The sequence below is a fragment of the Thermovibrio ruber genome (genome assembly GCF_055380895.1).
Genome location: NZ_AP042397.1, coordinates 1,485,486 through 1,504,690, shown reverse-complemented (window position 1 = coordinate 1,504,690; position 19,205 = coordinate 1,485,486). Strand labels below are relative to the sequence as shown.

The following is a 19,205-nucleotide window of genomic DNA, read 5'->3' as shown; positions in this document are numbered from 1 at the left end:
AGAAGGGAAATACTCAGTTTCAATTACAATGAGTTATGGAATAGTTCTAACTTTTGCCGTAACAGAAAGGGATATCGTCCTAATCGACGTAGGAAGCCACGATACCCACTAAGTTCAGGTAGACAAACGGGAACATCAATCATATAATTGCCTCTGCGAAAAACCCTTTAAAAGGAGGCGATGCTTAATGGCAACAGTTTACGTAAGAGACGGAGAGCCGTTTGAGAAAGCGTTAAAGAGGTTTAAGAAGCTCTGCGAAAAAGAAGGAATCCTTACAGAGATTAAGAGAAGGGAATACTACGAGAAGCCTTCTGAGAAGAGGAAGAGGAAGGCAATGGCTGCAAGGAAGAGGCTCATAAAGGCCCTCAAGAAACGTGGTCTCCTTCCACCAAAGGGTAAGAAGAAAAAGAAATAAGGAGTAGGTATGAGCTTAAAAGAGCGCCTAAAGGCCGACATGAAAGAGGCCATGAAGGCCAAAGATAAGGTTAGACTCTCAACAATCAGGATGATTAACTCACTGATTAAGAACGCCGAGATTGAGAAGAGGGGAGAGCTAACCGACGAGGAGATTATCCAGCTCTTGATGAAGTACGCAAAGCAGAGGAAAGAGTCTATTGAGATGTACGAGAAGGGAGGAAGGCAGGACCTCGTAGAGAAGGAGAAGGCCGAGCTTGCAATCGTTGAGTCTTACCTTCCTGAGCAGATGAGTGAAGAGGAGATAAGGGAGATAGTTAAGAAAGCCATTGAGGAAGTCGGAGCTGAATCTGTTAAAGACATGGGAAAGGTTATGAAGATCGTTATGCCTAAGGTTAAAGGCAAGGCAGACGGCTCACTGGTCAATAAAATTGTTAAGGAGCTCCTTTCATAAGGAATTTGTTATAATGTTTATCAGATTCTGGTGCCTCGCTTCTTTGGGTGATTGGAGGGGGGTCTTCATACTACGTTCAAAGGAGCGGGGCGCCTCCTAATGGAAAAGACGTTCAACTCCTTAGAGTTCTTCAAACTCCTTAAGAAAACCTCAAACCTTGCAAAGAGTGAACCCGGTAGAGAAGCAGTTCTACTTTTAAGGCCAAAATTAAAGAGGGAAGAGGTTGAGAGGGAGCTCTCCCTAACCGACACCTTTTCCAAGCTCCTCTCAGAGAGAAACCTACCACTTGAGAGCTTTCCAGACATTACTCCCGTTTTAGAGAAGTTGGAAGTAGAAGGAGCTGTCCTCAGCCCTGAGGAACTTCTATCTGTTCTTAAAGTCCTAAACCAGTCCTCCATCTTAAAGAGGTTCTTCAGCAACCTTGACGAGAGGTTTGAGAGGATAGGATTCTTCTCAGAGAGGCTGAAAGAGGTTAAAGAGCTCCGCCAGAAGCTCAACGAGTCAATTGACGAGAGCGGAGAGGTTTTAGACTCTGCATCTCCAAGCCTAAGGTCCATAAGGCGCTCACTGAAACAGGTATCTGACAGGATAAAGGAGAGACTCTACTCAATAGTAAACAGGAACGAGGACTTATGTCCGGACAGAATTGTAACGGAGAGGGACGGAAGGTACGTTATCCTTGCAAAGCCCCAGTTCCTAAAGAGGTTTAAGGGAATAGTCCACGACCGTTCATCCTCAGGCCAAACGCTCTACGTTGAGCCTCTATCTGTAGTTGAGGAGAACAACAGACTGAGGGAGCTCCGCTCAAGGGAGAAGGAGGAAATAAGGAGGATTCTTAGGGAGCTCTCTGTCTTAGCAGCCGAACACAGAGAGGAGATAAAAGAGAGCTTTAAAGCCCTGATTGAGGTAGACAGACGCTACGCAGTTTCTTATATGAGCCTCAAACTGAAAGGAACCCTTCCCGAAATTAAAAGCTCCTTAAACATTAAAGGGGCAAGGCATCCTCTTTTAGTTCTTTCAGGAAAAGAGGCTGTTCCCGTTGACATAAGACTTGAAAGTGGACTTGTAATAACAGGCCCCAATACCGGAGGGAAAACAGTAACACTTAAAACGGCAGGGCTGCTCACCCTAATGGCACAGACGGGATTCCTAATTCCTGCAGAGGAGGGAAGTTCAATAAGGCTCTTTAAAAAGTGGTTTGCAGACATAGGGGACGAGCAGAGCATAGAGCAGTCCCTCTCTACTTTTAGCGGCCACATAAAGAACGTTGCAGAGATTTTAAAGGAAGCAGACTCAAACTCCTTAGTTCTATTAGATGAGCTCGGAGCGGGAACAGATCCAGTAGAGGGTTCAACGTTAGCCGTTGCAATACTCAAGTACCTAAAGGAGAGGGGAGCAAAGGTTGTAGCTACAACCCACTTTACACCCGTAAAGCTCTTTGCTTACAAGGACGACTACTACGAGGTAGCCTCAGTCCTCTTTGACGAGAAAACACTGAAACCTCTCTACAAGCTTGCCTACGGAATTGTCGGAAGGAGCTACGCCCTCGTAATTGCAGAGAGGTTCGGCGTTCCAAGGGAGGTTATAGAGACTGCAAAGAGCTTAATGAAGGCCGAAGACAAGTTGGCAGATGACATACTGGAGGCCTTAGAGAAGGAGTATAGAAAGCTTGAAAGTGAAAGGAAGAGAGTTGAGGAGCTTAAAAAGAAGCTTGAGGAGAGGGAGAGGGAGCTCTACAAGAGGGAGAGAAAACTGAAAGAGGAGTTTTCACAGAAACTAAAGAGCTATATAGAAGAGCTTGAGAGGAGAACTGAGGAAGCCCTTAAGGAGAAGGAGGCAGAGAGGGCAAAGCAGAAGGTAAAAAAGGTCATTGTTAGCGTCAAGAACAGGGCAAAGTTAGAGGAAGAGATAAAACCAAAGAGGGAGCCTAAAGTAGGGGACACAGTAAGGATTCTAAAGAGCGGAAGGAAGGGAACGGTAGTTGAGGTAAACAGGGAAAAGGAAACAGTTAAGGTTCAGGTTGGAGCCCTAAAGGTTGACGTTAAGCTCTCACAGGTTGAGGTTGTTGAGGGAGCTCCCAAAAAAGAAGAGACGGTAAGCGTAAACGTTAAAAAACCTTCCCGTTTCTTCCCCGTTCTAAAGGTCTTAGGAATGAGGGGAGAGGAAGCCTTAAGGGCTGTAGAGAAGTTCTTAGACGAGGCAAACTTAGTCGGAGTAAAAGAGGTTAAAATCGTCCACGGCTACGGAGAGGGGATACTAAAGAGGCTCATAAGGGAATACCTGAAAGAGTCTCCATACGTAAAGTCCTTCAGGTCTGGAAAGCCTGAAGAGGGAGGAGACGGAGTAACCGTAGTGGAGCTCCGCTAAGCCTTAAAAACTCAATTCTTTATACTTTTTTCCTACAACTCCCACTGGAGGGAAAATGGAAAAGAGCGTATTTGAAAAGACAGAAGAGTTCGTAATGAAAACCTATAACAGGTTTCCCATCTCGTTTGTAAGGGGAGAGGGTTGCTGGCTCTACGACAGTGAAGGGAAGAAGTATTTAGACATGCTGGCTGGAATTGCCGTTTGTAATTTAGGCCATTGCCACCCGAGGGTTTCAGAGGCGATATGTGAACAGGCAAAAACGCTAATTCACACCTCTAACCTGTTCCACATAGAGCCTCAGGCTGAGCTTGCCGAGCTAATCTGTAAGAACTCTTTCGGAGAAAAGGTCTTCTTCTGCAACTCAGGGGCAGAGGCAAACGAGGGAGCTCTCAAACTTGCAAGGAGATACGGAACGGAGAAGGACCCTGAAAAGTACGAGATAGTCGCATTCAAACAGTCGTTCCATGGAAGGACAATGGCAGCGGTTACGGTTACGGGACAGGGTAAGTATAGCGAGGGATTCGGCCCTATGATTCCGGGAGTAAAGTTTGCCGAGTTTAACAACGTAGACTCAGTTAGGGAAGTTGTATCTGAGAGAACCGCTGGAATAATAGTTGAGCCCGTACAGGGAGAAGGAGGAGTTATCCCTGCAGAGAAAGAGTTTTTAAAGGAGCTCCGAAAGTTAGCAGACCAGTTTGACGCCATTTTGATATTTGACGAGGTTCAGACCGGAATCGGAAGGACTGGGGAGCTCTTTGCTTACAAACACTACGGCGTTGAGCCAGACGTTATGACCCTTGCGAAAGCCCTTGGAAACGGAGTTCCCATAGGGGCAATAGTTGCTAAGGGAAAAGCTGCAGAGGTTTTAAAGCCCGGTCTTCACGCTTCAACCTTCGGAGGGAACTTCCTATCAACGAGGGCTGGAGTTGAGGTTATGAAAACTGTAACAGAGCCGGGATTTATGGAAAGCGTAAGGGAAAAAGGAGAATACCTGAAGAAAAGGCTTGAGGAGTTAGTTTCAGAGTTTCCACAGATTCTTGAGAGAGTAAGGGGACTTGGAATGATGCTTGGAGTTGTCTGCAAAGTCCCTTGTGGAGATATAGTTGCATCGGCACTGAAGAAGGGACTTATTATTAATTGCACGGCAGGAAACGTTCTGCGGTTCGTTCCGCCTCTCATCATAGAGAGGGAAGAGATAGACTACGGATTTGAAATCCTGAAAGAGGTTTTAAGGGAAAATGCAGATAAGTGAAGTAAACACCTCTTTGGTTTTTAAGTCTAAAAAGGTTAGTCAGGAACTGATAACAGACGCCCTTCTCTTTTTCGCTGAAAGGTTAAAGAAGCTCCAAGTTCAGTTAGACGGAATATTTCCAGGAGACCCGGGAGCTCTCCCCTTTGCCATGCTCCTCTCAAACGCCCTTTCAGTCTCAATAAAGAGTGAGAACTTCCTAAAGAGGAAGTCAAAGGTTTTAGTCGTTTTCTCTGCCGTTCCCTTTGAGGGAGTAACTGAAAGGTTCATCTCTGAGAAGATAAAGATTATTAGGGAGCAGTTTCCCTTTTCACCGTCACTTGTTGTTCTATCAAACAAGGAGCTCTCCATCGTTGACTTCCAGCTCCTAAAGGCTCCTGTAGAGAAAATCTTTTCCTACCAGTTCATTAGGGAAGTCAGGAAGAACTATTTCTGGCCTCTAAAAGGTGAGGTAAGCCACATAACTGAGAACCTGTGGGAACTCTCAAAAAAAGAGACAAGGAACTTTTTAAGGGCAAAGAGGATAAGAGACGCCGCAAGGAGGTATTTAAGGGAAGAGGAGCTAATTGAACTAAAGCTTTCAGACTCTGACGTTGACCTTTCCATCTGGGAAAGGTTTGAGAAAGGGAAACTGACACAGCCGGAGTTGGAAGAAAAAACCCTTAAGAGAGAAAAAATAAAGGTTGAGAAGCTCTTTCAGGTTAAAGACAGAGTTCTCTCGTCTGCTGCAACTTCTGTCCTTGAGTATATAGCTCAGGAGTTGGAGTTCCACTTTCCGACACACCTTGCCTACTCAAACCTTGAAGTGGTTGAAAAAGAAGGGATAGTAATCGTACCAAGGGTTTCAGAGGAGTTAAACGGCGCAGACATAAGGATTGAGTTTATCGTCAGGTCTAAAAACGTTAAGAGCGCAATTGAAAAAGTTATCTCCGTAATAAGGGATTCCTTCAAAGAACTGACAAAGGACATCTTCAGAGAGAAGATAATCGCACCCTTAGTTGACAGAGTTTACGACGTAGAGCTGGGAAAGGGAAGCGTTTACCTCAGCTGGTTTTTAGATAGGGAAATGGCAGAGGAGCTCCTCAAGAAAGTCAACAAACGGTGGCTGATGACAAGGCTCCTTTACAGAAAGCGCTTCAAGACGGAGATAAAGGAACTCTTAAAACTCCTTGAAAACTTTGAGTTTACAACGGAGAACTACGAGTTTGTTAAGAGCTCCCTCTCCGCCCTCTGGAAAAAAAACCCGAACATCTTAAAGGCAAAGGCAGAAGATTTAAAAGAGACAATCACAAAAAACGACCTGTGGCCGCTTATAGGAGCTCTCTTAACAGGGGAGAGTTTCCCTCAAGAACTCTCCACGTTTATCCTTAGCCTCGGAAACTATGAAAACGTCCACCACCTTCTTGCAGAGATAGACACCTACTACACCCCTGTCAGAACAAAGAGAATTTTCAGACCCAACTGGGAGAGGGTCATAAGAGAGAAGCAGAAGTTCTTTTTAAAGTCTGAACCCCTAAACCCCAAGTCACCGGTAACTTACGTTTTACAGACAGAAGACGGGAAGTTTTTAGGGGAGCTCCCCACCACCATCTCCCACTACTTGGCAGCAAAGGAAAGGCAGGGGAGGAAACTCTTATGCAGGGAGCTCTACTTTGAGCCGGACGTCTTCAACGAAAACGCCTACTGGGTTGAGGTGAGATGCCTCTAAACGTTAGCTTTCTCTCAATCTCAGCAGGGGAAGTAAAGATTACCGTTGACGTGGAGCTCTACTGTGAAAGGGGAGAGAGGATAGCCCTCGTAGGAGAGAGCGGAAGCGGGAAGTCACTAACCGGGTTATCTGTTTTAAGGCTTCTTCCCGAGAACTTAAAAGTAAACGGAAAAGTAGAAGTTGACGGAACGGACGTTCTAAGGTTAAAAGGGGAGGAGCTCCGCCGCTTCAGGTGGGAGAAGGTGGCCATGGTCTTTCAGGATCCTTCGTCGTCCCTAAATCCGCTGATGAAAGTTGAAGACCAAGTAGCAGAAGCTCTAATATTTCACGGATTTAAAGGAAGTAAGAGCGAGTTAAGAGATAGAATCCTTGAGCTTTTTAAAATGGTTCAGATACCGGAAGCCGAAAAGCGGCTAAACGCTTACCCTCACCACCTATCCGGAGGGTTGAAACAGAGGGTTGCGATAGCCATGGCACTTGCCTGTAACCCAAATTACTTAATAGCAGACGAACCAACAACGGCTTTAGACGTAACTGTTCAGAAGAGAATACTTGAGCTTCTCGTTGAGCTTTCATCAAACAGAAAAATGGGCACCGTTCTTATAACACACGACATGGGAGTAGTTGAGGAGTTTGCAGAAAGGGTTTTTGTGGTGTATTCCGGCTTTACAGTTGAGTCGGGGGAAAAGGAAGAAATCTTCAGAAAACCACTCCATCCCTACACAGAGGGTTTAATAGCCTCATCTCCAAAGCTAACAGGAAAACCGAAGAGGAAACTCCCGGCTATTCCGGGAAACGTTCCGGAACCGTCTGAAAGACCAAAGGGCTGTCCGTTCCACCCAAGGTGCAAGAAAGTTAAAGAGATATGCAGGAGAGAGGTTCCCCCAACCGTAGAGGTTGAGGGAAGAAAGGTAAAATGTTTTTTTCCCAACTACTGAGAGAAGAACTCCTCTATCTGTCTTCTTGCAGCCTTTTCAGCTTCCTTAAGGTATTCAACTGTGGTATGGGGCTGAACTTCCGGGTAACTCTCAAGGTTTGTGTGAATTAAAAAGCTATGGTGAACCCAGTTATCTTCGTCTCCAAACAGATACCAGCCGGGAGATGCCAGAGGATTTTCAAAGTCTGAATCCTTTGAGAGTCTCACAAAGGAGCTGTAGCCTACCCTTTCGGCGAGAGCTCTGTTTGAAACGAAAGGAACGACAGTATCACAACAGGCGTTTTGAACAAGGGTTGAATCGGTGTTCTGAGTTCCAAGGTAAACAGGGTCTGCAGGATCAAGAATTAGCTGGAAAATCCCAAGGAGAACTGCATACCCGTTTGTGTTCTTCTCAACACCCGTTGATTTTAAAAGACCCTCTATAAGCTCGTTCTTAGCTGCATCAATAATTGAGACGTAGTTTCCGCCGCCGACGTTTAGAACAACCTTGCTCGGAGCTCCAAAATGGGCGTAAATTGAGCCCGTTATAGCTCCCATAGAAACGCCGACAAAGTTAACTGTTTGAACTCTGTCAGGTTCTCCGTCTCGGTTAATGTCATAAACGCCGCTCTTAAGTAGGAGTTCAAGAAGTCTCAGGTTGAAAACAGACTGGTAGATGTTAAGCCTATCCGCCCCAACGTTTCCCGTTAAGTAACACTTACCCTCTCCACACTCAAATTGGTCGTTCTCTGTAAGCTTTGTGTAAGCTCCGTGGTAGGGAAGGTCTATCGCTACAACCGGGTAGGTAACGTCAGACAGAAGGTTTTCAGCCCTCGTCCTGTCACTTCCGAGGCCGTGTTGAAAGATGTAAACAGTTCCCGTGTAGTTTGATCCGTTTCCTATATAGACGGGAATAAACTTAACGTAGTCTTTTAAGTCAAAGGACTGGCTGTTCTCTATTAAAGTGAAAAGTTCTTTCAATTTCCTTACGTTAAACGCAGGAAAGAGGTTGTTAGCCCTTAAACTCTCCAATAATTGCGGGTTCTTAAGGATGAGGTTTAAAACGCCGTAGAGGGGAGATTTTGTCGGGTCTTCAGAGTCAAAAGTCCTGTAGTCGGCCTCAATCTGAGAGTAGGGAAGACCTGTTATGTTAAGTGTATCCGCCTCTCCCTCTGCAACGGCTTTAATCTGAGATAGGTCTGAAACAGAAAGAGTCTTATCTGCCGTTGAGAAGGTGAAAGACTCAAGAACTGTCTTTCTATTGAAAGTAATTCCCATTACCTGTGAAAGGACTGGAAAAATTTCGTTGTACAGATACTGGTATTTCTCCCTCAAAGTTTCAAGCTGAGTGTCTGAAAGGGGCGTTTTTCCTTCAAGCTCGTTGTAAACCTGAGGCGGAAGAACTGAGTTCCCGTTTTTATCCTTTATCCCGTCTAAAAGGACAAACAGGTATCTGTGGCCGGCCTCAAGGGGTTTAACGGGGTAGAACTTTAGGTATTTTCCATCCTGCGCAGCGTAGAGCCTGCCGTTCTGAACTAATAGGGAAAAGAGCTCCGCCCTCTCTTTTTCTGTTTGAGCTTCTTGGAGCTGTGATAGAACCGTTAAGTCAAAAAGGAAAAATCTACCGGTTAAAGAAGCTCTATCTAAAGGATCGTCTGAAGAGAGTGGAATAAAAATCGGCGTGTTGGGGCTTAAACCGGTAATGTGAAGTTCGTTAACAGCCTCAAACAGGAGTTTCTCCACAGGGTCTGAAACAGACGACGTATCAAGGGTTACATAAGCCTCTCCTCTACTTTGAGACACCCAGAGAATATCGTTTGGAAACGGTATTCCAAGTGGTTGATTGGCACTCTTTGAAAACGGGTCAAACACCAGGCAACTCCTCTCAACGCTGTTGTTAACCTGTGGGGTAACGCCCTCGGAGCTCTGCAAACTCCCACCGCAGGAAGAGACTATTAAAGCAGCAGCCAAACAGCTGACTAACTTTTTCATTATAACCCCCTAAAACCTGTAACTTACGGTTATTCCGTAACCCCACAAGTGACCGTCTGCAGACATTGAAACCCTACCGGGATTTCCAGAAACACCGGAATAGCTGTTATTAAGGTTCTCACTCTCTCCTCCAACCTCCCTCTTGTACTCGGCAACGATGTACTGAAGAACGGTATCAACAGTCAACCTTCCGAAGTGAAGTCCGGCTCCCACCGAGTAGGTCTTCTTGTCGGCGTCAGGCCAGAGCATGTCAAAGGTGTGGTCTGGAATGGGAGAAGGGTCGTAGAAGTATCCACCTCTTAAAGTTAAGAACTCGTTCCACTTATACTCAACGCCTAACCTTAACTGTCTTGTATCCTTCCAGTCTCTTGGAAAATCTTCTTCGGTCTTGCCAAGGAGAGGTCTTTTAAACTTAACTGTGTAGCCGTGTATCTGACTCCAGTTAGTCCAAACAACATCTGCAGTTAAGGTAAGCCTCTTGTTGGGTTTATACTTAACGCCAAACTGTAGCTGATCCGGATGGTCTATACTGGTTGAAGCATCTACCTTATCAACCCCTTTAACTTCAACCGTTCCTTCAAAATCCGTATTCGTTTTAGAGCGGTAGGTTAAACCCAAGGAAAGGTTATCGTAGAGCTTGTAAAGAATACCGGCGTTAAAGGAGATGTTAAAGTCGTCGTGGAGGTCCCCTTTAATAACTCTACCGTTAAGAGAAGGAATTGAAGGTGCATAAATTCTCCTCTGAGTTCCTGCATCTGAACGGCCAAAAGAGATTCCCAAACCTACAGAGAGTTTATCCGTAAGTTTTATAGCTATAGTAGGAGTTACGACTCCCCTAACGTAATAGGATTCAAAGCCGTTGTAGGCAGCAGAATTCTTTGAAGTGTCATCCTCCCACTTTATGTGGAGACCGTAGGGGATGTAAGCTGCAATTCCGAAGTAAACGTTATTCCACAGGTGTGTAGCAAAACCGAAGTGGGGAACAACAAGGTTGTCCGAAGAATCCGAAAAGGAGATACCGTAAGGTTCAACCTTATTTCCGTCTCCGTCTATAGCCCTGTAGTTGTGAACTTTTATCTTCGGATTTAGAGCTTCAAATCCAATAGAAACTGTAGGGCGGTCTATTTGGGTCAAGCCTGCAGGGTTGTAGTAAACAGCAAAAGGGTCGTCTGCATAGGCTGAGAAAGCTCCTCCGAGGGCAGTAGCCTTTGAACCGATACCGAAGGTATCAACGTTTCCGGCATCCGAAACGGCAGGAAAAGAGAAAACAAGAATCGGCAAAAGGGAAAGGAATTTCCTCATGCCCCTGCTCCTCCTTTAGAGTATAGCAGGAATCTTATCAAAGAGGAGGAGCAGGTAAGAAGGCTACTTTACAATTTTTATACCAGGTTTCTCTTCCTTCTTTTGGTCTTCTTCTTTTAAACCTCTCTCAAACTCCTTCTTAGCCTGAAAGAAGGCCTTGAAGAGGTTGAGAATCTTATCCCAACCGAAGATAACTCCTATAACTATAAGGAGAATTAGAATTTTAAGTATCAAATTTAACTCCGTATTCCGTTTCTTGAAAGAATACCAAAAGGGGCAGACCGCCCCAAGAATTAACCTCAGCCAAATGGTGAACAGAAGTTGGCAACGTCAATCACTTCAACGTCTTCAGAGCCACAGTAGGGACACTTAATCTCCATAAGCTGAAGAGGAGAGTAGATTGTCTCCTCAAACTCGGCACCGCACTTTTTACACTCAAACACATAAATTTGCATAACACCTCCGGACTACTCAAAATTTAGTATCTCTTAATTTAGGGAGAATTTAAGAAAATGAAAACCATTAAAGTTTTAGAATCGTCTCAGTTTGATGGGAAATCTGGAAAGGCCGTTTTAGCCGTAAACGGCGAGGTTGAGGAACTCCCTTTAACAGAAGTCTCAGAGGAGGAACTCCCTTTTCCGTACCAACTCTTAAACCCTCTTCAAACAGCCTTTTATAGGTTCTACGAAGGAGGAAATGCCCTCGTTTCGTCTTCGACAAGCTCGGGGAAAACCCTTATTTCCTACCTATTCTATTTGAAGAATAGTAGCGGGAAGTTCATATACACCGCTCCAACCCGTTCACTTATCTGGGAAAAGTTTAGAGAGTTCAGAGTTATCTTCAGCCAGGTAGGAATCCGAACGGGAGACCTGATTGAGGAGCTCTCAGAGATTACCCAGCCGGCGGTTGTATGCACCTACGAGAGCTTACTCTCTGCAGCAAGGAACAGGGCAAAGTGGTTTGAAGAGGCAGGAGCTTTAGTGATAGACGAGATTCACATAATCAGAGAGCCTTCTCGGGGAGCAGCAGTTGAAGAGATTGTAAGCTACGCTTTAGAGGAGGGAATCCCTCTCATTGCCCTTTCTGCAACCGTTCCAGGAGCCCCGGAGCTTGCAAAGTGGATGGAGGCGGAGCTCCTCTTGGAGTCTGAGTGGCGGCCTGTTCCCTTAGAGAGGAAAGTTCTGAACATGAGGAAGTTTTTAAACAGGGTAAAGCTGCCGAAAGGAACGGCTGAAGAGAAAGTAGTTGCAACGGTTGAAGGGCTCAAGTTAAAGGGGAAAACCTTAGTCTTCATCCCGAGGAAAGACCTCGGATGGCAAGCTCTCCAGGTTGAAAACGGCATCTACAAAAAGCGGGTTTTAAACGAAACACTTCCCTTTATACCGGAAGAAGGAGAAAAAGGAACTGTAGCATTCCACAACGCAGACGTTCCTCAGGAAGAGAGGGAGATAATTGAAAGAGAGTTTAAAGAGGGTGACCTTGAGAGGCTCTATGCCACCCAGACCCTCGCCTATGGAGTTAACCTACCTGCAGACAACGTTGTAATATTCGTAAGGGGAAGCTTTGACAGGTTAACCTTGAGGTATTGTTTCTTCCCGGATCCATTAACGATTCTCCAGATGGAGGGAAGGGCAGGAAGGTTTGGCCTTTCTGAGAAGGGCTACTCCTACGTTGTTGTCACAGGGGCAAAGGAGAAGGCCGTTGAGGAAGCTCTAAAAGAAGAGATGGAAATGCCATTTACAACTGCCCTCTCCTCTGGGATTGAGAGGGAGGGAAAGGCGTGTCAGAACAGGAGGAAATCCTTCTTGAGCCTTATGCTCTTAGGCCCTCTCGTTAGGTATGGAAGCGACTGGAAAAGTGCACTGAGTAAGATGTTTAGCCTGAAGAAAAACCCTCTTCTTCTGAAGGAGGTTGAGGAGATTCTGGAAGAACTGCAAGAAATGGGATTTTTAGAAGGGAACAAGCCCACCTACCTTACGAAACTCTTAGTCTCATCTTTTATTTCACCCTACTGCTACAGGGAATTTCAGGAAAGGTTAACGGCTTCTAAAGAGCTCATTCAGGAAAAGCCGACAGTTGGATACACTTTCGTTTTAAGGCCTTTTATAAGGAAAGAGTTTAACCCTAAAAGCGTTGAAGTATTTGCAGGAGAAGGATTTTTAAGGGAATCTGAGAAGATAATTAGGCTGATTGAGGAGAGAACTGGGCTTGAGAGGAACGACAACTACGAGGTTTTAACCTTTTACGCCACCGGCGGCTTCTTCCCGTTCAAGAACATTGCAAGGCCACCGGGAGAGCTCTCAACTCTACCGCCGGAAAGCTCCCTCTTAGGCCAGCTCCTCTGTAAACTTAACGTCTTTGAGTTTGAAACAGTTCACCGAGCTATTATGATGGTAAGGAGCGGGATTCCCTTTAATTTCTCACTACTGGGAAGTGTGAAAGGTCTTGGCTATATGAGGGGAAACGCCCTCGCAAGGGCAGGGGAACTCCTTAAATACCACTCAGAAATTCCGCTAATTAACGGCCTGAAAGAGGGAAAAGAGGAAGTTTTAGAGGCACTTAGGGAATCCCTCTCCTACAGGTATGAAACAGTTCAACAGGTTGAAAGAGAAGCAACGGCAATTGTTAACACAGTTAAGAGGATTAAATTTCCTCTGGGAGACGAAAAGCTACTCAAGTTCCTCTCCTCTCTCTTTGTGGGAAGGAGAGAAGCGATAAAACTCACAAAAGAGAGAGCTCTGGAGGTGCTCTTTGAGAACGTCACAGGGAAAGAGGAAACTTAAAGTAAATATTGACGGGAAGCCCGTTGAGTTTGAAGTTGGGAAACAGGTAGAAGGGACCTCCACAACGGGGTTACTACGCCTAATAGAGTATCGTTTCCTGTTCCCCGAAAGGTCTATAAAATACGTTGAAAGAAAGGGAGAAAAGCTACACCCTTCAAAAGTTGACGAAGTAAAGAACCTTGAAGAGCTTAACATCGTAACCGAGCCTGCCCAGAACATGGTAAGAAAACAGATAGAGCTTGCACTTGTAGCCTTAGAGGGGATGAAAAACGCCATAGACCAGATAGTTTCTGACTGGCACACAAAACCCGAAATTGCAAAAGTGATGCTCAACAACCTGCTTGACTCCTTAGACTGGACTGTAAAACTGGTAGATTCTGGCTCAAATATACTCCCGATATACGACGGAATAGACGAAGAGATTGCAAAACTTGAAGACGCCATTTTTAAGCTCGACGATCTGATGTATGAAGGAAAAGAAGACGAAGCCCTTAAAGTCCTCCAAACGGAAGTAAAGTCGGCAGTTGAGAAGTGGTCGGAGTTTTTAAGGGGGCTTGTCCAGTTTGTTAAGTCGGCCCCAAAGGAGACCCACTAATGGCAGCTACCTGCCTTTTAGCCTTCGTTTTAGGCCTGTTTATAGGCAGCTTCCTAAATGTCTGCATATACAGAATTCCTAAAGGGGAGTCTGTCGTTTGGCCTCCTTCCCACTGTCCCAAGTGTGGAGAGAGGATAAAACCTTACGATAACGTTCCCGTTATCAGCTATCTGATACTAAAGGGAAGGTGTAGAAACTGCGGAGAGGGGATAAGCCTACAGTATCCTCTAGTGGAACTCCTCACAGGCCTTTTGACTGCTGCAACCGTATGTAGGTTCGGAGTAAGTTTCTCATCCCTCTATTACCTACTCCTTACCTACTACCTGATAGTCATCTCGTTCATTGACCTTAAAACTATGGAAGTTCCCGTTAGGCTCAGCTACGGAGCTCTTCTCTCCGGCCTGCTGTTTTCTTTCTTCGTTCCAGACCACTCCTTCAAGAAGGCAGTTTTCGGAGCTTCTTTCGGAGCCGGAGTTATCCTCTTCATAATTGAAACCTACTACGTCTTCACGGGAAAGGAGGGAATGGGATACGGAGACGCAAACATAATGGCGGTTGTAGGGGCTTTTTTAGGTTGGGAGAAAGTCCTCGTTACGCTCTTCCTCGCATCGTTGATTGGAGCTACTGTTGGGATTGCTCTGATTCTTACCAAAAGAGGAAGAAAGGAAAGGCCAATTCCGTTTGGGCCGTTTCTTTCAATTGGAGCCCTCCTGTCCCTTTACTTCGGAGATACCCTGATAAAATGGTATTTAGGAGAGATAGGAGTATGATGACTTTCACAAAGAGGGTAGAACAGTTCCTTACAAAAGTTTCAGACCTCTTCCTTCTGTTAATAACGTTTACCCTTTTAACAATTTCAATCATTCTGTTTATTGAGTTTCTACTCCTCTCTCCAAAAATGATTCACATTGAAGAGATAGTACTTACAGGCCACGTGAAAGACGCAACAGAGAGCCTTAAAGAGCTGATATCCCCTCTCCTTATGTTTGTTATTGTAGTTGAATTGGTAATCATGCTGATAAAACATCAGCCAAGAATCGTATTTGACGTTCTCTTAATAGCAATAGCAAGGGAAATTATCATAACCGGTCACGACTTTAAAAGTGTTTTATTGGGAACAATTTCCCTACTCATTCTATTCTTCATAAGGAAATTCTTAACTCTTAAGAGCATTCCACCGGGAACTGCAATTATTATTGACCCATACATAACAATTGAATCCTTAAACGAGATGTTAGACGTCCACATTCCTTTTGAGGAAGACAAATACTTGATTGATTTAATAGAGAGAATCGCAAAAGATAGAGGAATAGTCCTTAAAAAGCGAAAAACAATAGACATCGCAAACGTTAAAATTGAGATACTTGACGTAGACGAAAAAGGAAAACCGATACTCATAAGGGTAATAAAGACGGCATGATAAGGTTAGGCGTAGACCTTTCACTACCTGAAGGAAGCGTTTCAGTAGAAGTTGGCGAAGAAATAGTATCAACAGTAAGCTGGAATAGGCCTAAACTCCACGCTGAAGTTGTATACAGAGAGGTAGAAAGAGCTCTTTTCTTATCAGGGGTAAGTAGGAAAGAGGTCAATCAGTTGGTTGTGACGTCTGGACCCGGCTCTTTTACGGGAGTGAGGCTCTCAGTTTCCGTCGGAAAAGCCTTTAAAGAGTGCGGAGTAGAAGTCCTGTCTGCAACAACCCTTAAAGCCTTAAAATACGGCTACGAAAAGCTCGGGTTTACGCCTATTCCTGTAATCCCTGCAAGGAGGGGGAAAGTTTACTCAGAGGTAAACGGAAAAGCTCTTGATTTAGAGCCGTCAGAACTTTTCTCAAAACTCAAATTTGTTGAAAACCCGTTAATCGTCTTTAAGGGAGAGCTCCCTCCGGAGCTAACCAAGCTTCCTAACATTCAGGAGAGAGCTCCACTCTCAACAAAACTCCTTCTAATTCCTGAAAGTGAGCTTTCCCCTCTAACATTCCACTACGTAAGAGACCACGATGCAAAACCTCAGTGTAGAAAACTTTAAAGGGGAAGACCTATCGGATATACTTAAATTAGAAAGGGAGCTTTTTAAAGAACCCTACTCTGAGGAGACGCTGAGGAAAGAGTTGAAACTACCCTTTTCAGTCGGCCTTACTGCAAAACTTAACGGAAAACTCGTCGGCTATTGTCTCGGCTGGTTAATAGGGGAATCCTGTGAAGTTCACAGAATAGGGGTAAAGAAGGAGTTCCAAGGAAAGGGTATAGGAGGGAAACTTCTTAAAGAACTTATTAAACTTTCAAAAGAAAGAGGAGTCAAACAGGTAATTCTTGAAGTGAACGAGAAAAACCACAGGGCAATTTCACTTTATAAACGCTTTGGCTTCGTAAAAATTTCTGAAAGGAAAAACTACTACAAAAGCGACAGCGCTTTAATACTGAAACTCAATCTTTAGGAGGAGAAGATGCTAAGGAACGAAAACCTCAAGGCCCTTGCAAGGGAGAAGTTTCACCACTTTAAAACCCTTGAGGAAAAACACCAGGAGCTTGACGACATAATTGACAAAATGGAGAAGAAAGCAGTCCTCACTCCTCAGGAAGAACTTGAACTTGAGAAGATGAAGAAGGAAAGGCTCCGCCTTAGAGATGAAATGATGCTCCTCATGAAGAAGGCACAGGAGGAAGCTGAAAATGAGGAGTGATGTTTTAAGGGAGTTTGAAAAGCTTCCTGCAAGGGCCCTGATGATGGCAACGGGGCTCCAGAGAAAAGATATTGAAAAACCCCTAATTGGAATAATCTCAAGCTGGACAGATTTGGTTCCTGGCCACGCAGACATGTTCTCTTTAGAGAGGTTCATAGAGAGGGGAGTCGCAGCTGCAGGAGGAACTCCCTTCATCGTAAGGGTTCCGGCCATCTGCGACGGTATAGCAATGGGACACGAGGGAATGAGGTTCTCACTTCCCTTAAGGGAGCTGATAGCTGACGCTGTTGAAGACGTTGTCAATGCCCACCAGCTTGACGGAATCGTTCTTCTAACTGCCTGCGACAAGATAACACCCGGAATGCTTATGGGAGCCGCAAGGGTTAACATTCCTGCAATCGTTGTAACTGCTGGCCCAATGCTTGCAGGAAGGAGGGGAAAGGAGAGGTTAGACCTCGTAACCCACACATTTGAGGCAATAGGAAGGTATAAAGCAGGAGAGATAACTTTAGAGGAACTCTTAGAGCTTGAAGGAGCTGCCTGTCCGTCATCTGGAGCCTGTCAGGGAATGTTTACGGCAAACACTATGGCCTGTTTAACTGAAGCCCTTGGAATGTCCCTTCCCTACTGTGGAACTTCTCCTGCTCCCCTTGCAGAGAAGAAAAGGATTGCAGAGGCTTCTGGGGAGAAGATAGTTGAGCTGGTCAAGAAGGGAGTTAAGGCAAGGGATATCCTCACTCCTGCAGCCTTCAGGAATGCCATAAGGGTTGACCTTGCCCTCGGAGGTTCAACGAACACAGTTCTCCACCTTCCTGCAATCGCCCACGAGGCCGGGGTTCCCTTTGAGATTAAGCTCTTTGACCAGCTCAGTAGGGAAACTCCAAAGATCTGCTCAATGAGACCCGGCGGAAAGTACCTTATGGAAGACCTCCACTACGCTGGAGGAATTCCAGGAGTCATGAACAGGCTCTTTGAGAAAATTGAGAGTAACCCGACAGTGTTAGGAACAGACATTAAGGAAATTGCAGCTGCTGCAAGGATTTGGGACGACGACGTAATAAGACCGATAGATAACCCCTACAGCCCGGAAGGGGGAATTGCAATCCTCTACGGAAACCTTGCACCGGACGGAGCCGTAATAAAGCAGGGAGCCGTTTCAGATAAGATGAAGGTCTTTACGGGAACTGCCAGAGTGTTTGACTGCGAAGAGGACGCAATGAAGGCCGTTATGGACGGTAAGATAAAGGCCGGAGACGTAATCGTCATTAGGTACGAAGGGCCTAAAGGCGGCCCTGGAATGAGGGAGATGCTTGCTGTTACTGCAGCAGTTATGGGAATGGGGCTTGGAGAGTCTGTAGCACTAATAACAGATGGAAGGTTCTCTGGAGGGACCCACGGCCCCTGCATCGGCCACATCTCCCCAGAGGCTGCAGAAGGAGGACCAATCGGAGTTGTTAGAGACGGAGACAAGATTCACATAAACGTCCCCGAGAGGAAGTTAGAGATTCTAATAAGCGATGAGGAGCTCCAAAAGAGGCTCTCAGAGTTCAAGCCGAAGCAGAAGGAGATTAAGTCTAAATTCCTCAGGAAGTATGCAAAGCTCGTAACGTCTGCCGCCAAAGGTGCCATTCAGGACGTTTAGGGGAGGTGGAGCTCCCCTCTTTTTTTGAGTTTAGATTATGAATGACAAGATAAATCGGAGAAGAAATCGTGAAGTTTGTAGTATTTGGTGCAGGTGGAGTTGGAAGCTTTTACGGAGGAATGCTGGCAAGGTGCAGCCACGAGGTCGTCTTTATTGCACGGGGAGAACACCTTAAAGCAATGAAGGAGAAAGGTTTAACCGTAAAGAGCTTTAAACACGGAGAGTTTACAGTTAAAGAGAGCGAAAAAGTTAAGTTTACAGACAAACCGGAAGAGGCAGGAAAGGCCGATGTTGTTTTAGTCTGCGTCAAGTCGTACGACACAGAAAAGGTAGCCCCCCAGATAAAGCCGATGTTAAAGGAAAATACCGTCGTTATCTCAGTCCAAAACGGGATTGAAAACGAGGAAATACTGGCCAAATACTTGGGAGAAAAGCACGTTTTAGGGGCAACGGCATTTATAGGGAGCTACGTCTCTGAGCCTGGAACGGTAGTTCACGAAGCAGCGGGACTTTTGGAGATAGGGGAGCTCTCCGGAAAACCTTCAGCGAGGGTAGAGAGAGTAGTTGAGGAGATGAAGAAGTGTGGGATTGAGGCAAGGGCTTCAAGGGACATAAGGTATACGCTCTGGAAAAAGCTGGTCTGGAACGTCGCATTTAACCCCTACTCTGTAGTAACAAAGGCTACAGTTGGGGAGATGCTGGAGCTCCCTGAAACCTACGAAATCCTTAAAAAGCTGATGGAGGAGTGTTACGCCATTGCAGAAGCCCACGGAGTAAAGCTAAAGCCAAAGGTAATGGAAAACTACCTCCAGTCTTCCCCAGACCTTAAGAACTACAAGACAAGTATGCTTTTAGACTTTGAAAGAGGGAAACCGATAGAGCTTGAGGGAATAACAGGAGCTCTCATAAGGAAAGCAGAGGAAAAGGGAGTAGAAGTCCCGTACAACAGATGTGTTTACGGAACTGTAAAACTGCTCCTTAAAAAGAGGAATCAGGAGAAAAACTCTTCGTAGAGTTTTAAGTGCTCCCTAACTGAGTTTTCAACCCTAAACACTTTTGCCCTCCCCCTTGCCATTAAGGTCTTCTAATTCTTACTCTCCTTA

Annotated in this window: 19 protein-coding genes; 15 read left to right on the top strand and 4 right to left on the bottom strand. The window is 45.4% G+C overall.

The genetic code is table 11. The features are described 5' to 3' along the window. Positions 1–187: 187 nt before the first annotated feature. From rpsU to ACZ424_RS08040, 6 genes are all read left to right on the top strand, one after another. Positions 188–415: a 30S ribosomal protein S21 gene (gene rpsU, locus ACZ424_RS08065; RefSeq protein ID WP_456342446.1), complete on the top strand. Its 228-nt coding sequence runs from the start codon at positions 188–190 to the stop codon at positions 413–415. A 9-nt stretch (positions 416–424) separates the two neighbouring features. After that, complete coding sequence (locus ACZ424_RS08060; protein WP_464904465.1) at positions 425–868, top strand: GatB/YqeY domain-containing protein; 444 nt, start codon at positions 425–427, stop codon at positions 866–868. A gap of 99 nt (positions 869–967) precedes the next feature. Continuing rightward, positions 968–3,235, top strand: a complete 2,268-nt coding sequence (locus tag ACZ424_RS08055) for an endonuclease MutS2 (protein WP_464904464.1) — start codon at positions 968–970, stop codon at positions 3,233–3,235. A 55-nt stretch (positions 3,236–3,290) separates the two neighbouring features. Beyond that, a complete protein-coding gene (locus ACZ424_RS08050) occupies positions 3,291–4,487 on the top strand; it encodes an acetylornithine/succinylornithine family transaminase (protein ID WP_464904463.1) in 1,197 nt (398 codons plus the stop codon). Further along, positions 4,474–6,192: a hypothetical protein gene (locus tag ACZ424_RS08045; protein ID WP_464904462.1), complete on the top strand. Its 1,719-nt coding sequence runs from the start codon at positions 4,474–4,476 to the stop codon at positions 6,190–6,192. Before ACZ424_RS08050 ends, ACZ424_RS08045 begins: the two co-directional genes overlap by 14 nt. After that, a complete protein-coding gene (locus tag ACZ424_RS08040) occupies positions 6,183–7,130 on the top strand; it encodes an ABC transporter ATP-binding protein (RefSeq protein ID WP_464904461.1) in 948 nt (315 codons plus the stop codon). The genes ACZ424_RS08045 and ACZ424_RS08040 overlap by 10 nt, the downstream gene beginning before the upstream one ends. Here the strand turns inward: ACZ424_RS08040 and ACZ424_RS08035 are convergent. The 4 genes from ACZ424_RS08035 to ACZ424_RS08020 form a co-directional block, all read right to left on the bottom strand. Further along, positions 7,124–9,100 carry a hypothetical protein gene (locus ACZ424_RS08035; protein WP_464904460.1) on the bottom strand — a complete coding sequence of 659 codons (1,977 nt, stop codon included), beginning with the start codon at positions 9,098–9,100 and terminating at the stop codon, positions 7,124–7,126. The genes ACZ424_RS08040 and ACZ424_RS08035 overlap by 7 nt on opposite strands. A 9-nt stretch (positions 9,101–9,109) precedes the next feature. Further along, on the bottom strand, positions 9,110–10,402 hold the full coding sequence (locus ACZ424_RS08030; RefSeq protein WP_464904459.1) for an OmpP1/FadL family transporter: 1,293 nt from the start codon (positions 10,400–10,402) through the stop codon (positions 9,110–9,112). A gap of 63 nt (positions 10,403–10,465) precedes the next feature. Beyond that, positions 10,466–10,636, bottom strand: coding sequence for a twin-arginine translocation protein, TatA/E family subunit (locus ACZ424_RS08025; protein ID WP_464904458.1), 171 nt, complete (start codon positions 10,634–10,636; stop codon positions 10,466–10,468). Between the two features lie 65 nt (positions 10,637–10,701). After that, on the bottom strand, positions 10,702–10,857 hold the full coding sequence (locus ACZ424_RS08020) for an FmdB family zinc ribbon protein (RefSeq protein ID WP_464904457.1): 156 nt from the start codon (positions 10,855–10,857) through the stop codon (positions 10,702–10,704). A 57-nt stretch (positions 10,858–10,914) separates the two neighbouring features. Between ACZ424_RS08020 and ACZ424_RS08015 the strand changes: the two genes are divergently transcribed. From ACZ424_RS08015 to ACZ424_RS07975, 9 genes are all read left to right on the top strand, one after another. Further along, positions 10,915–13,185, top strand: a complete 2,271-nt coding sequence (locus ACZ424_RS08015; RefSeq protein ID WP_464904456.1) for a DEAD/DEAH box helicase — start codon at positions 10,915–10,917, stop codon at positions 13,183–13,185. After that, positions 13,154–13,780 (top strand): hypothetical protein, encoded by a 627-nt coding sequence (locus tag ACZ424_RS08010; protein ID WP_464904455.1) that lies wholly within the window; start codon positions 13,154–13,156, stop codon positions 13,778–13,780. Before ACZ424_RS08015 ends, ACZ424_RS08010 begins: the two co-directional genes overlap by 32 nt. Next, entirely contained in the window at positions 13,780–14,550 is a 771-nt protein-coding gene (locus ACZ424_RS08005; RefSeq protein ID WP_464904454.1) for a prepilin peptidase, read from the top strand. Before ACZ424_RS08010 ends, ACZ424_RS08005 begins: the two co-directional genes overlap by 1 nt. Then, positions 14,547–15,200 carry a hypothetical protein gene (locus tag ACZ424_RS08000; protein WP_464904453.1) on the top strand — a complete coding sequence of 218 codons (654 nt, stop codon included), beginning with the start codon at positions 14,547–14,549 and terminating at the stop codon, positions 15,198–15,200. The genes ACZ424_RS08005 and ACZ424_RS08000 overlap by 4 nt, the downstream gene beginning before the upstream one ends. Further along, positions 15,197–15,805 carry a tRNA (adenosine(37)-N6)-threonylcarbamoyltransferase complex dimerization subunit type 1 TsaB gene (gene tsaB, locus ACZ424_RS07995; RefSeq protein WP_464904452.1) on the top strand — a complete coding sequence of 203 codons (609 nt, stop codon included), beginning with the start codon at positions 15,197–15,199 and terminating at the stop codon, positions 15,803–15,805. The genes ACZ424_RS08000 and tsaB overlap by 4 nt, the downstream gene beginning before the upstream one ends. Continuing rightward, the gene (gene rimI, locus ACZ424_RS07990; RefSeq protein WP_464904451.1) at positions 15,777–16,214 is read left to right on the top strand and encodes a ribosomal protein S18-alanine N-acetyltransferase; all 438 of its coding nucleotides are present in this window, start codon (positions 15,777–15,779) and stop codon (positions 16,212–16,214) included. Before tsaB ends, rimI begins: the two co-directional genes overlap by 29 nt. 9 nt (positions 16,215–16,223) lie before the next feature. After that, positions 16,224–16,460: a YdcH family protein gene (locus ACZ424_RS07985; protein WP_464904450.1), complete on the top strand. Its 237-nt coding sequence runs from the start codon at positions 16,224–16,226 to the stop codon at positions 16,458–16,460. Then, the gene (gene ilvD, locus ACZ424_RS07980) at positions 16,450–18,102 is read left to right on the top strand and encodes a dihydroxy-acid dehydratase (RefSeq protein WP_464904449.1); all 1,653 of its coding nucleotides are present in this window, start codon (positions 16,450–16,452) and stop codon (positions 18,100–18,102) included. Before ACZ424_RS07985 ends, ilvD begins: the two co-directional genes overlap by 11 nt. 68 nt (positions 18,103–18,170) lie before the next feature. Then, complete coding sequence (locus ACZ424_RS07975) at positions 18,171–19,115, top strand: ketopantoate reductase family protein (protein WP_464904448.1); 945 nt, start codon at positions 18,171–18,173, stop codon at positions 19,113–19,115. Positions 19,116–19,205: the final 90 nt, after the last annotated feature.